The sequence below is a fragment of the Salinimonas chungwhensis DSM 16280 genome (genome assembly GCF_000378185.1).
Lineage (GTDB): Bacteria > Pseudomonadota > Gammaproteobacteria > Enterobacterales > Alteromonadaceae > Alteromonas > Alteromonas chungwhensis.
This window is the reverse complement of record NZ_KB899376.1, coordinates 484,659-499,601: the sequence shown is the minus strand read 5'-3', so window position 1 is coordinate 499,601 and position 14,943 is coordinate 484,659. Positions and strand designations below refer to the sequence as shown.

Here is a 14,943-nt window from a genome sequence, read left to right as displayed (position 1 = left end):
CAGAAAACACCTATAAAAAAGGCCCTAACGGGCCTTTCTGGTGCTTACCTATGCAAAAATATTTTGCATTCGGGTGGCTAGTCTTCGTTACGCTTAAACCAAAGCACCCTAGCCAATGCCGGTAATACGATAATAGCGCCCAACATGTTCACCAAGAACATAAAGGTGAGCAAAATACCCATGTCCATCTGGAACTTCAGAGATGAAAACACCCAGGTGCTTACGCCTACCGCCAAAGTAATACCGGTAAACAGGACCGCACTACCCCGTTCTTGCAAGGCGGTCAGATAAGCTTGTTGTACGCTATCTCCATGTTTAAGTCGATAGCTCATGGTGGACAGAATATAAATACCATAGTCAACACCAATGCCCACGCCCAACGCAATGACGGGCAATGTCGAAACTGTCAGGCCGATCTCTAAAAATGTCATCAGTGCCTGAGCCAGCACCGACACCACATAAAGTGGCAGAACAACAGACAGTGTTGCGCGTAGTGAGCGAAAGGAAAGCAGACAAAGCAGAATAACCGCGCCAAATACGTATGCCATCATAGGTATCTGAGCATTTTTGACAGCTTCATTGGTCGCTGCCATTACACCAACCGGTCCTGAGGCCAGGCTGAATTTAAGGTCATCGGTTTCGTATTGCTTACGATACGCTTTTACCGCATCCACGACACGGGTAATGGTTTCTGCTTTATGATCCTCCATAAACAGGATAACGGGCATAACGGAGCAATCACCATTGAGTAAGCCCGATGAGGTTGGAACTCTGGCTATGGCCTGCACCAATGTCTGTTGGTTACGTGGCAATACTTCCCATTTTACGTTGCCTTCGTTATAACCTGCGTTAACCACTTTAGCAATTGAGGCCAGTGAAGCGGCTGATTGTACGCCAGGGACGTTTTCCATCTTCCACTGAAAATCATCAATGGAGCGCATCACGTCGTAACTGGTACAGGCATCTCCGGTGGTTTCAACCAGGACAGAAAGGTAATCTACCGTAACCTCATATTTATCAGTGATTAAAAATGTATCCTGATTATACCTGGAGGATTCATGCAAAGCTGGTGCGCCTGCATGTAAGTCACCAATTTTCATTTGCTGCGACTGATATAGACCAAAAACGAGAAGCAGCGCTGTTATCGCAAGAATAGTATAAGCAGGCTTTTTATCAGAACAACGTGATACAAATTGCCAGAAACGTAGCGAATGCGCTTCTTTACCCTCAAACTTAGCCACGTATTTGTGGTCAAGTTTCAAGTAGCTCATCAGTACCGGTAGCAGAATAAGATTAGTGAGGATGATTACCGCTACCCCAATACTGGCGGTAATGGCCAACTCTCTTATAATACCTATATCAATCACCAGCAATGTCATAAAGCCTACGGTATCAGAGAGCAGCGCGATACCACCGGGTATGAGCAGACTTTTGAACGCGAACATAGCTGCATGTTTAGCGCCGGCCCCCCCTATCGCTTTTTTCTCTACTGCATTGATCATTTGTACGCCGTGAGACACACCGATAGCAAAAACGAGAAATGGCACCAAAATAGACATCGGATCAATACCAAAGCCTAACAGCGACAATAATCCCATTTGCCAGACCACAGCAATGAATGAGCATGTAAGCGGAAGTACTGTCAACATGACACTTCGAGAGAAGAAATAAACCATGATCGCGGTAATAGCTAACGCGATAGCAAAGAAGAACACTACATCTTTGGCACCGTCAGCAACATCACCGATCATTTTCGCAAAGCCGATGACGTGAATAGAAATGCGATCATTTTCAAACTGACCGCGTAATTTGTTCTCCAGTTGCTCTGCCAGCGCCAACGTATCCAAAGGTTCGCCCGTTTCCGGGTTCAGCTCCAGTAATTGAGCGGTGACCATAGCGCAACTGTAATCGCTCGCTACCTGACGCCCGACAATATTAGCTTTCTCAATATTTGCGGCAACCTTGTCCAGCGCTGCTGGGTTTTTCGAGTCAAAATCAGCCGGGATGACGGGGCCGCCAGCAAAACCTCCCTCGACGATTTCGGTAAAACGGGTGGATGGCGAAAACAGTGATACCACTAATGAACGGTCTACACCATTGATGAAGAAAAGCTGATCGTGAACATTTTTGAGGGTGTCGAAAAAGACCGGATTAAAGATATTACCGCTCTTATCACACACGGAAACATAGACACTATTAGCACCGCCAAAATCTTTGCGGTGAGCCATGTAAGTTTGCATATATTCATGGTTAAGGGGAATATTTTTTTCAAAACCAGCATCCAAACGGATTTGCGAGGATTGATAGCCCAGAAAAAGTGTAACTATGGCAAACAAGGCAATAACGATTATTCGGTTGGCGAAAATCAGCCTTTCTAAAAAGTGGGTAATACTCGACATGGCAACTTCTTATTGTAAATTTAGCGATTCAATACCGTTAGCAGTAACGGCGATGACTTTACCCTGGAAGCCTTCAGCATTGACGATGGCAGCTTTGTTGGCGACTTGTCTGGCTGAAACCCCCTCCGCAGGTTCGCAGTTTGCCGGGTTGGCATAAGGATCATGCTGACTTACCGGAAGCGGCCGGGACAATGACACCACCATGCCATTGTTACCCAGGGCATAAACAGTGTCATCGTTTTCCAGATAAATAGAATTAAGGGTGCTTGTTGAGCAGGTTTTCACATATTCCCATTGCTGGTCATCCCGCATTACAAATATATTTCCCCGCAAGCCAACAGCAAGAAGCGTAGATGCATCAAGGGGCTTAATGTCAAAAAATGAGCCCGTGTAATCGACCTCAAACCGCTGCCAGGTATGCCCCATGTCGTTACTATAAGCCAGCGTTCCAGCTTCTCCGGCTAAATATAAGCGATCATCGACCAACGTAACACGGTTGATATGAGGTAATATAGAGTTCAGCTCTTGCTGATAGAATGCTTCATCTTCAGCTCTTACCTCTTCCAGATATTCCCTGTCGTAAGGATCAAGTAACGACACATGTTGTTCTGACTGCCACTTTTTACCGCCATCTTGTGTACGATAAAACATGCCATAAGCGCCTACTGCAACGCCGTGCTGTTTATTGAAAAATGTAATGTCCAGAAAGGGACGTTGCTTGTCGGGCGCTTCAAATTGCAGGTTCCATGTTTGACCGCCATCTGCAGAGTGAATAATGGTGGCATCATGACCTGCGGCCCAGATGTGGTTGTCGATAAGTGTTACTGCTGTCAGTGTGGCAGTGGTTGGCACATTCGCCTGTGCAAATGTTTCGCCATCAGAAGAGAGTAAAATATGACCGCGCTCTCCCACTATGACAACCTGCTCACCTGCCGTAATATCAAGCAATAATGACTGCTCAACTAGCGGAGCCTGGTAGGCATCCTGAGCAAAAACAGCAGTACTAATTGCCAGCGCAGCGAATGCTGCCAGTGGTTTTTTCATATGAGAAACAATCCTGAAAATATAAATGAAAAGGCAACCGCACGTACGGTTGCCAGTTTGGACGTTTATCGCATGCCTTCGCGACGCAGCGCCTGAGGTGTGAACTCTACATCACGAGGACGTATATTGAAGTCATAGATTTCTTCTTCGTTATCCAGACCTATCGCCAGGTAACGACGTGAATTTAAATCATGGTAGACATCTAATGTTGACCACTGTGTAGGCACATCGTAATAATTAACCCCGTATGCAAAAGCCACACGATACAACTCGCCGCGGTTATCATACATATCGGCTATCTGTATTTGCCAGCTGTCTTCGTCGATGAAAAATACGCGTTTTTGATAAACATGACGAAAACCTTCTTTAAGAGTGGCTTCTACCACCCAAACACGGTGCTTCTCCCAGCGGGTTAAGTCTGGATTAATATGGTTTGGGGTCAAAATATCCGAATAAGATACATCTTCACCATGTAGTTTGTAGTTGTTGTAGGCAACATAAACTTCTTTTTTACCCTTTAATTCCCAGTTATAACGGTTGGGGGAACCATTAAACATATCGAAATCATCGGTAGTACGAAGGCCATCAGCAGCTGTTCCCGGCGTATCATAAGCAATGTTCGGTGCCGCTCTGACCCGGCGTTGTCCGGTATTATATGTCCAGGCGCGACGAGGCTCTTTAATCTGATCTACCGTTTCATGCACCAGTAGTGCCGTGCCAGCCAGACGCGCAGGCTTGGTGACCTTTTGCTTAAACATGAACAATATATTTTCATCGAGCAGCTCTTCAGGCGTCATATCATCCTGAGCATATTTAATTAACAGCTGCTCATCAAATCCAATCACGTTATAGTCGCCAGATGCTGTTACTGCTGCCTGACCACCATAACGCTGAACCGCCTCGCCACGATATCGTAAGATATGATTCCAGATTGCTTCCAAACCATTTTCAGGCACCGGAAATGGAATGCCCATAACCGCGCCTTTAAGCCCATTTCCACCTTCAATAAGCTCTGCTCTGGTAGCATTTTCTTTTGTTGCTTCATAAACCGACTGCGGATTTGAGGCAGAGCGACGAGTTTTATATACCGGCATTTCGAACGTTTCTGGATAGGCTTTAAATAGCGCTATCTGCCCTTCTGAAAGATGCTCCTGATATTCTTTGTAGTTGTCTGCTGTAATGGTAAACAAGACTTCATCACCCTCAAATGGATCCGGGTGGTGGTCGCCGACTTCAAACCCTGCTGGCGCTTCGGTAATGCCGCCGGTCCATGCAGGAATGCTGCCGTCAGCATTGGCAGCCATTTCGCCGCCCAGCGGGGTCAATGAATTCCCCAGCTTATCTGCTTCTTCCTGTGATACTTTTGCTATAGCTGCCGTACTGGCCAGTGCTAACGAAACTGTTGCTGCGATAAAGCCAAATTTTCTTATCATAGTAACTACCCTTTAGATTGCATACTTGATGTTGAAAGAAATAAAGTCGCGATCCGATAACTGATTTGTAGTTCCTACACCACCAAAAAAGGTATTGTAGGATGCCGTTGCAGACCATCTATTCAGATAATCAAACGTTAATGAGATATTAGCTGACTTTCTATCTTCAATGAACAAAAACAGCGGATCAGGCGTCGTACCATCAACATCGTGGGAGAAGGTCGCTCGGGCGCGCATATTTACGCCTGCCATGATGCTATTGAAATCTGCAACGGCTAAAAGTCTATAGCCCCAGGCAGAATCTGTGGCAAAAGGATTATCCTCAGGTCCGTCTGACAGACCTTCATGTAACCCGGTCCGTGGATTTCCACTTGGTGTAGGCTCTAAAGAAGGCGTACGCGCGGTGCCTGGAGCATTCAGACGCAGTACATTTGGATCCGGAAAATCCATGACATCTACGTAACCAGCTTCGCCGAGCAAAACGAGGTTGTCACTGCCAAGCATTGGGCCAAACACGTGAGAAAGCGTAAACTGCGCCTGCCAGGTATCAGAAAATACGAACCCCTGAGCGGTCTCACCCGGCCCTACATCACGGCCAATATTATTAAGCTGAGAGATGCCGGCTAAGTCAGGGCGTAACCCGGCATTCGCTAACTGTTCTGGCATGCCCATATAGAGCAATTCCACATCATCGATTTGCAGCGGCTCATCTTTGCGATAAGCAAATTCACCGGCGAATGCAGTGGTACCAATGTTGGTATTGAAGCTCATGCCATAAAGCTTGATATCTTCAGGATAGAAGAAACGCGACTGGGTAAATGCACCTAATTCAGTGATATTTTCACGAGTGATGTTATTTTGCTGTAGAAATGCGATATCACTGGCAATACCCTCTTGGGTAAAATCAGAGGTTACGCCTGAAATCAGCGGTCTCTGACTGTGATAATTAATGTGATAAAAACTAAACTCTGTTTCGTTTAGATTTTCAGCAAACCAGGTAAGACGAAGGCCGTACTGGCCCTGATCATCCGCATCATTATGCGCCTGGTCAGAGTACCCGCGCACTGCAACTTTGGTTGGATAAGCAAGATATGCCTGAGATATCTGAGAGGGATCAGCACCACCATTGAGCGCAGCCCCCAATTCATTTAGCTGTGTAAGCAAGGTATCAAGATTGATATCCGGGTTACCACTAAAACCAAGTTGTACGTTATTAAACTGACCGCCTTCACCAGCGAAATCGTTAGTGGCAAAATAACTGCCTGCCACAGGCAGCCAGCTGCGCTCCCATTCGTACTGATAATAACCTGACACGCTAACGTTCATGGTTAATCCCAAAGACGCGTAGACCATGCCTACTGGAATAAACACTTCACGCAATTCGGCACCCGGTGCGCGAGCACGAGTAACGTCAATAGGGTTTGTAGTATTAATACCATGCTGGATAAACGTACTTTCGCCCCAGCTAATAACCTGTTGGCCTACACGAACGGTCAATGGCTTGTTACCCAGCCACCAGTCACCGTAGAAAAATGCATCAAGTAACCGAATATCTGCACATAGCAAATCTTTGGCTTCAGAATCTTTACACAAATCGTAATGTTCGCCGGTTATCGGGTTGGCGTTAGCTGATGTACCGTTTTCCTGTTCAAAATCATAGAACCAGAAACCCCGGGCAAAAAAGCCATAATCGCCAAAGTTAACATCCAGTTCATGGTTACCTGCGATCTGAGTCGAGAAAGCTTCACCGGGATCGTGAGCAAGATTGCCCAAATCACCGTTTGTGGAGTAGGAACCATCGCCAGACAGTGCCCACACGTCGGCACTTGGGTAAATGATATTGCTAGCAGCATTATATCCTGACCAGTCAAACTGTGGATGATTGCTGTTACCAATAAGACTGTAATCCCTGTCTTCTACTCGAATACTGGTAGCCAAGGTAAATGTTGAATCTAGCGTGACATTCGCATCGCCAATCTGCCAGTTTGCTGCTTGCGTGGGTGTAGAAGCAACGCCCAACAGAGCAATTACGCCAGCCGCGACAGGTGATTTGTTAAATGCGCGTAACCTTGTTGTCATAATTTTTATTCTCCCAAGTTGACGTTGTGGTGGCGCTGTAAGGTTAACCTACCATAACGATTAACAAAATCATTACATCATTTTCAACGAATCGCAAGAACTAATCGTACCAGTTAACAATTTGATTACGAGCAGGGTTTTATATTATGGGGATGGCACGCAATGTCACACTAGCGAATAATATTACTGAATTTTTTCGAAGCGAATGATTTTGTTGGCAGGAGAAACAGTCAGTCTAAAGCGTCCGTGTATTCCTATAGAGGTAAGGAAGGGGCGTAATGTGGCACAAGGCACCTGGACCCGGTGCCCGCTTTCTGACGTGAGTAATATGTTTCCCCCCGGGCTGCGATAGAGCTTCTCACACTCGCGATAAGTCGCAGCCAGAGAGAAAAAATAATAGTTATATGCGCTCACTTATCGTCTCATAAGCCAGACTTTTGCTGACTTTTTCAAACAGATCTTTGCTCAGACCTTCTTTTCCCAGCAAGCGATTCAGCTGTGTCTTCATCAGGGTTTGATACGCAGGCGCATAGTTATGCCACTGAGTTAGCGGTGTAACGATTCGAGCCGCCACCTGGGGATTCACTTCATCCAGTTTCAGCAAGTAATCGGTGACAAATTTATAACCCGATCCACTTTTATCATGGAATCCTGCTGTATTGAAAAAAGCAAAAGTGCCAATTACCGCTCGCACCCGATTCGGATTATTGATAGTGAATTGAGGGTGCTGCTGGAGCAGCGATAACTGGCTGAGTATATCATCCCGTTCAGTGGTTGCGTGTAGGCCAAACCATTTATCCAAAACTAAAGGATCATTATTCCAGGTTTTCTCAAATTGCTGCATCAATGTTTCAAATGTCTCGGGAACAGCACCCTGTGCCGCCTTCAAAGCACCCAGTGAATCGGTCATATTGTCAGCCGAGGTAAACTGTTCACTGGTAAGTTCGGCGCCTTTTGACGTTCGGGCAAGATGACCAAGAACAACATTACGGCAACGTCTGGCATTTACCGCCTGTTGATTGTATGCGTAAGTACCTGTTTCAATGGCCTCATATAAGTTGGTTAGCTCTGGTTCAAGCTGCGTTGCGAATGCCTTGCAAAATAATTCGCGCGCCGGGTTTAATGTATTCGGATCGACCAGCACCCGCGCCTGACTGAGCGTTTCAAACGACGGAATAACCAGACATTCTCCCAATAACTCGAGATTGTCTTTTTCGCTGCTAATCACATCACTTAAAGCCTGCCAGACGCTTGCAGATATCTGGTCACCCTGCCCCTGTTCGAATTCATCGATGCACCAACTATATACCGACTGCAGGGCATCCCACCGATTAAACGCATCATTGGCGTACTTAAAAATACTAAGCAATTGCTCGACACTTAAAGCATTTTTTACTTTAGCCGGAGCAGAAAAATTTCCTAATAATACTGGAATGAGCGGTTCATCAACCTCAGTAAAATGCAATGTGACTGAGGGAGCGTCCAGCATCAATACACCATCTTTGACTTTGCTGTCCACATCCGAGTAATGATTGCCCTTTGAATCGATGCAGTCAAACGCAACGGGAATAAACAAAGGCTGCTTGGTGCCTTGATCTGCAGTAGGTGGTGTATGTTGCGCAATGGTAATGTCCATCAGCCTGCTGTCTTCGCTATAGCGTGTGGTCGTTGTAATAACCGGGGTGCCAGACTGTGAGTACCAGCGGGCAAAGTGTGTCAGATCCAGTTCGGTCGCTGTTTGCATCGCGGCAACAAAATCATCACAGGTTACCGCCTGGCCATCGTGGCGCCGGAAGTACTCATCCATACCACGGCGGAAACCGTCTTCCCCGAGCAGAGTATGAAACATGCGTATAACTTCTGCGCCCTTATCGTAGACAGTCACTGTATAGAAATTATTCATCTCAATAACTTCTTCAGGCCGAATAGGATGACTCATCGCACTGGCGTCCTCGGCAAACTGATGCTCCCGCATTACGCGAACGTGTTTGATACGGTTGCTAAGAGCGCTGGTCATATCAGCGCTGAATTGTTGGTCCCGAAATACTGTTAGTCCTTCTTTGAGGCTCAACTGGAACCAATCACGGCAAGTAACACGGTTGCCTGTCCAGTTATGAAAATATTCGTGGGCAATGACGGACTCTACATTGAAAAAGTCTTCATCAGTAGCACTTTGCTGATCAGCGAGAACAAATTTGCTGTTAAAAATGTTCAAGCCTTTGTTTTCCATTGCTCCCATATTAAAAAAGTCGACGGCTACAATCATGTAAATATCAAGATCGTACTCAAGGCCATAGGTCTCTTCGTCCCATTTCATCGCACGCTTCAGAGACGCTAAGGCAAAATCACCTCGATGCTTTTTACCCTTATCCACGTACAGTTCGAGCTTTACATCGTTACCACTAGCTGTGGTAAATGTATCCTGAAGCAGGTCAAAGTCGCCGGCGACCATCGCAAAAAGATAGCAGGGCTTAGGAAATGGGTCCTGCCACTTCACCCAGTGGGTGCCATCTTCATTATCACCCTTATCGATCAGGTTACCGTTTGCCAATAGTGTTGGATACGTCTCTTTGTCCGCATGCATGGTAACTTCGAACGTCGCCAGAACGTCAGGCCTGTCGAGGTAATACGTTATTCTGCGAAAGCCTTCGGCTTCGCACTGGGTACAGTAGGTATTTTGGGAAAGATAAAGCCCTTCTAACGCCTGGTTATTTTGTGGATCAACCTCATTGACAATGGTTAGCGTAAAGGTATCCGGTACATTTTCCAGCACCAGTTTATCATCGGTTTGTGTAAAGTGTTCGAATGCTTCACCAGCCACTTCTACACTAATAAGTTTTAGCTTATCACCGTCTAATTCAAGCGCATGATCATGTGAACCATTACGCGCAACTGCCAGCGTACTGATGATGTTAGTTGCGGTAGGGTGAAGTCTGACATCTAGTTTTACATCAGAAATAGAAAATGCGGGCGGCTGATAATCCGCCCGTTTTTTGGCCTGCATACTCATTAATCCTCCCGGGATTATGCGTTTGACTCCTTCGCTTCTGCGTCAAAAGGAGGCTTAATTTGAAGAATTTTAATACCGACATAGGCGTAGATCACCGCCAAAATCGGGTTTACTACGTTGAAAACGGCGTAGAAGATGTATTCGAACGGATGTACACCGAGCACGCCCTGCATGTAAGCGCCACAGGTATTCCAGGGGATCAGCGGCGAGGTCAATGTACCGCCATCTTCCAGACTTCTGGAAAGATTAAGCTGATGTAATCCACGTTTTTCGAATTCTTCTTTATACATCCGGCCCGGCATAACGATGGCCATATACTGGTCTGCTGTTACAAGATTGGTACCTAAACACGTAAGGATGGTACGACTGATCATATCACCCGCGGATTTAGCCCCGCGCAAAATTGTCGTGACGCCTCGTTTCAATAAGCCGACTTTTTCCAGCACGGCACCAAATGACATGGCGCAAATAATCAGCCAGATCGTATTAAGCATGGAAGACATACCGCCCCTGCTTAACAAACTATTAAGGTTGTCATCGCCGGTTGCAAAAGCAACACCGTCGTACAGTGCTTTCCAGACCACCTTGAGCATTCCTACCGCGCCATTATCGCCGGTCGCGACCATATTAAGGACAACATCACTTTGGAATATAACAGCCCACAACGCACCAACCAGCGCACCAATGGACACGGCCGGGAACGCGGGCATCTTACGTACCGCGAGAGTCAGTAAAACGACTAACGGAATAAGCAAATGCCAGCCCAGCGTAAATGATTCATCCAACAGCGCCTGCATTTGTTCAATACGTTGAGCAGTAACATCCCCGGATTCATTGAACCCCAGAAATACAAAAACCAGTAATGCTATTAAAAAGCTGGGAATCGTGGTCCACAGCATGTAACGAATATGTTCGAATAAATCAGTGCCTGCTACCGCAGGTGCAAGATTAGTGGTTTCCGATAGTGGCGAAATTTTGTCGCCAAAATAGGATCCGGATATAACCGCGCCAGCAGTAACCGCTTCTGACATACCCATGCCCGATGCTACGCCCATCAGCGCGACACCGACGGTTGCCGCGGTAGTCCAGGAGCTACCGATACTCATTGCAACCACAGCACAAATCAGGCAGGTGGCAGCATAGAAAAAAGAAGGGTTAAGTAATTCCAGACCATAATAAATGAGAGTTGGTACAGTGCCCGCCAGCATCCAGGTACCGATGAGAGAGCCTACAGCGAGTAAAATCAAACAGGCACCCAGCGCCATGGATATCCCATTAACAATGCCCTGCTCAATATCTTTCCACTTATGGCCGTTTTTCATGCCTATTACTGCTGCAAGGCCGGTCCCCAGTAACAGTGCAATCTGGTTGGGACCAAACGAGGAGTTATCGCCAAACAAATAAACTGCAGCACTCATCATAATGATAAGTGCTATAACAGGCAGGAGAGCATCCAGTAGGGATGGAGCTTTGACATCTTTATTCATTATTATTTTTATCCCGCTTTACAGCACCGTACGTGCAAACATGATGGCAATTACAACCGGACAGACAAACCGAACATACCATGGCCAGATCTTCCAGAACATACCATTTTCTGCATCAGGACTGCCGGATTTAAGTTCCTGCAAAATAGCATCCCGTCGCCATACCCAGCCAGCGAAGATACACAATACCAGTCCCAGCAAAGGCTGGCTCCACTGCGTAGTGGCGGCAATGACAAGCCCGAACAGCGCTTCAAAATTGAAAATGATAATAGTACTGCAACAAAATATAATTGCCGTCATCAACCATACTGCTTTTTGACGCGCAATGCCCCGGCTTTCAACCATGTAAGCTACAGGCACCTCAAGCATAGAGATTGACGAAGTAACAGCAGCGATAACCATCAGTGCAAAAAAGGCAAAAGAGACAAAGAGTCCGACACTGCCAATTGAATCAAAAAGTGCAGGCAGAACGGTAAAGATAAGTTTATCACCCTCGATCAGTGCACCATCAGGTGAGAAAATTTCGACACCGTTATGCAGGGCGACATACATTGACGGTATAATGAGCATACCCGCTATGATGGCGACACCAATATCCACTAACGCCACGGAAGCGCCAATAGAAGGCAGGTTTTCTTCCTTACTAACATAGGAGCCGTATACAAGCATGGTACCCACACCCAGGGACATAGAGAAAAATGCTTGGCCCATCGCACTGATCAACAAATCTGGTTCTAAAACACGAGAAAAGTCAGGAACAAGGTAAGCGCTCCACCCTTCTACAGCGCCTGGCTGGAAGCTTACATAGACGATCAACATCAAAATAATGATAACCAGTGTCGGCATCAGGCGCACCGACCACTTCTCAATGCCAGCTCTGACTCCGCCAAGCACAATCAGAGAAGTCAGGGTAAGAAAAATCCCGCAAAAAATCATATTTCGGGGTACTGAAAAGCCCATTAGCCAGTCAGAGACTGATGTTGCCCCGACCATAGATACACCGGCATCTGCAAAATAAGCCAGCATCCAGCCGCCAACAATGGCATAAAAGGCCAGAATCATGGAGACAGTCACACACCCCCAAATACCTGTTGCTCTGCCCAAAACACTGTTAGAAATTTTCCCCAGTGCATCAACCATATTTGATCGGTTGGCCCGGCCAATGATCAATTCTGCCATGAGTACGGGGTACGCCAGTACAAACGCTAAAAGCAGATAGACCAGCACAAATGCTGCGCCACCATTACTGGCAACTTGTGTCGGAAAGCCCCATATATTCCCTAACCCTACGGCAGAACCCGCTGCGGCCAATATGAAGCCGATACGCGACGAGAATTCACCTCGCATAGCCATGATTGTGTTCCTGTTTATTATTGTTTTGTTGTTTTATTATGAGTGCTAAGCACATAAAAAAGGCTGGCTCAACACCAGCCTTTTTTGACTTTACCGTTTTATTTATGATTTATTGCATACTTTCCAGTGTTCAGCATATCAAATGTGATGTTGGCTGCTTCGTCAAGGAAAGGGTCAAGCTCTTCAATATCTTCTGGCAAATCGTCCATTGACTCTATCGGTTCTTTACCCAGACGAGCCAGTCTCTCATTGGCACGAGACAATTCTTCATTCTCTTCTTCTTCTTTTTCCGCCAGTCGCTCCGACTTAACCAAGGAGACATAGTCACGATCTTTCTTCTTTTTATAGTCTTCAATATCTTCGTAGATATATTTGAACTCAGGGTTTTCCATGATGCGTTTATTATGCTTGGCCGTCAGTACATCTACCGCACCCTGGTCGGCGCCAAATGTTGCGTAATTTGCCCGGTCAATGCTGTCCCACGGAAGTGCCGTTTCTTCCTGACTTTCACCCCATTCAGCCGGTTCTATCGGGCTTGGATACTTAATATCCGGTACTACGCCTTTATGCTGCGTACTCCCCCCGTCAATACGGTAAAATTTAGCAATAGTGAATTGCACACTGCCTAATGGATTTTCGTACAAATCATAGATGCGACCTAAACCACGATGTTGCTGCACGGTGCCTTTTCCGAAAGTTTGCTCACCGATAATTAATGCACGGTTATAATCCTGCATGGCAGCAGCAAAGATTTCTGAGGCAGACGCACTGTAACGATCAACCAACACAGTCAAAGGACCTTCATAAGCAACATCACCGTCTGTATCCCGATTAACACTGACTTTGCCCTCACCGTAGCGAATTTGGACCACCGGACCTTTTTCAATGAACAGGCCAGTCAGCAAGGTTGCTTCAGTAAGTGAGCCGCCACCGTTGCCGCGCAGATCGACGATGATCCCTTTAACGTTTTGTGCATTCAGCTTGTCGAGCTCCTTACTGACATCCTCATGCAGATTATTGTAAAAGCTTGGGATCGTAATAACGCCCAGCTTTTCACCTTGATGCGGACCACTTTCAGGCTCGTAGACTTCTGATTTCGCGGCGCGATCTTCAAGTTTGATTTTGTCACGGGTCAAATCGACTACCGACATGGATTTGCTTTCACTGGCTCCTTTTTGAACCTGTAATCGCACCGTGGAGCCCTTCGGACCTTTAATCAGTTCGACAACCTCATCCAGTCGCCAGCCAACCACATCAACAAACTCATCGTCATCCTGGGCAACACCAATGATTTTATCTTCAGGCTTAAGTGCCTTTGACTTATCTGCCGGCCCACCCGGAACAATACTTTTTATAACAGTAAAATCTTCTTCACTTTGCAGAACTGCCCCAATACCTTCAAATGAAAGGTTCATTTCCATTTGAAAGCGGTCCGCATTGCGGGGGGAAAGATAACTGGTATGTGCTTCAATACTGCGTGCAAAGCTGTTCATGACCGTTTGAAAAACGTCTTCGCTTTGCGTTTGCTTAATGCGCTTGATAGCCCGCTTGTATCGTTTAGTAAGAAGCTCTTTTGCTTCTTCCCAGTCTTTATCCGCCAGAATCAGGTTAAGCGCATCATATTTAACACGCTGACGCCAGATTTCATTCAGGGCTTCTTCTGATTCGGCCCACGTGGCGTCTTCTCTGTCGTAATAAAACTTATCGTCCTTCTTCTCAAAATCAAACGGTTCATCAAGCAGAGACAACGCATACTCGTAACGTTGCATACGACGTTCTGAGGTCTGATTAAACATATCATACGCGATTTTTAAATTGCCACGGGTCAGCGCCTCATCAAAATCGTCTTGATAGCGGGAAAAGTTTTCGACATCGGAAGCAAGCAGAATTTGCTTGTTGTTATCTAATGCCTTGAGAAAACGGCTGAAGATTTTTTCCGACAATGCGTTATCCAACGCTATTTCCTTGTAGTGCGCCCGGGTGAACAATGCACTCACCCGTTTCGCCGCAACGCTATGTTGAGTCTCCTGTTGCAGAATAGGCAACTCTTCAACATCAGGTGTTGTTGTAACAGCACCCGCACCAACCCCCATGGTCAGAAATGCAGTTGCAATGGAAATACGAAGGATATCTTTCAT

9 protein-coding genes are annotated in these 14,943 nt (G+C 46.3%); all 9 read right to left on the bottom strand.

Annotated features, from left to right (window positions below; genetic code table 11):
* Positions 1–77: 77 nt before the first annotated feature.
* A complete protein-coding gene (locus tag F458_RS0102270; RefSeq protein WP_018981755.1) occupies positions 78–2,399 on the bottom strand; it encodes an efflux RND transporter permease subunit in 2,322 nt (773 codons plus the stop codon).
* A 9-nt stretch (positions 2,400–2,408) separates the two neighbouring features.
* On the bottom strand, positions 2,409–3,443 hold the full coding sequence (locus F458_RS0102265) for a WD40/YVTN/BNR-like repeat-containing protein (RefSeq protein ID WP_018981754.1): 1,035 nt from the start codon (positions 3,441–3,443) through the stop codon (positions 2,409–2,411).
* Between the two features lie 65 nt (positions 3,444–3,508).
* Complete coding sequence (locus F458_RS0102260; RefSeq protein WP_018981753.1) at positions 3,509–4,876, bottom strand: DUF1329 domain-containing protein; 1,368 nt, start codon at positions 4,874–4,876, stop codon at positions 3,509–3,511.
* 12 nt (positions 4,877–4,888) lie between these two features.
* Positions 4,889–6,955 carry a DUF1302 domain-containing protein gene (locus F458_RS0102255; protein WP_018981752.1) on the bottom strand — a complete coding sequence of 689 codons (2,067 nt, stop codon included), beginning with the start codon at positions 6,953–6,955 and terminating at the stop codon, positions 4,889–4,891.
* A 183-nt stretch (positions 6,956–7,138) separates the two neighbouring features.
* Positions 7,139–7,369, bottom strand: a complete 231-nt coding sequence (locus F458_RS21190; protein WP_083928559.1) for a DUF2835 family protein — start codon at positions 7,367–7,369, stop codon at positions 7,139–7,141.
* Positions 7,356–9,965: an aminopeptidase N gene (gene pepN, locus F458_RS0102250; protein WP_018981751.1), complete on the bottom strand. Its 2,610-nt coding sequence runs from the start codon at positions 9,963–9,965 to the stop codon at positions 7,356–7,358. The genes F458_RS21190 and pepN overlap by 14 nt, the downstream gene beginning before the upstream one ends.
* Positions 9,966–9,979: 14 nt before the next feature.
* A complete protein-coding gene (gene nhaC, locus F458_RS0102245; RefSeq protein WP_018981750.1) occupies positions 9,980–11,452 on the bottom strand; it encodes a Na+/H+ antiporter NhaC in 1,473 nt (490 codons plus the stop codon).
* Between the two features lie 18 nt (positions 11,453–11,470).
* On the bottom strand, positions 11,471–12,805 hold the full coding sequence (locus tag F458_RS0102240; RefSeq protein ID WP_018981749.1) for a sodium-dependent transporter: 1,335 nt from the start codon (positions 12,803–12,805) through the stop codon (positions 11,471–11,473).
* Between the two features lie 98 nt (positions 12,806–12,903).
* On the bottom strand, positions 12,904–14,943 hold the full coding sequence (gene prc / locus F458_RS0102235; protein ID WP_018981748.1) for a carboxy terminal-processing peptidase: 2,040 nt from the start codon (positions 14,941–14,943) through the stop codon (positions 12,904–12,906).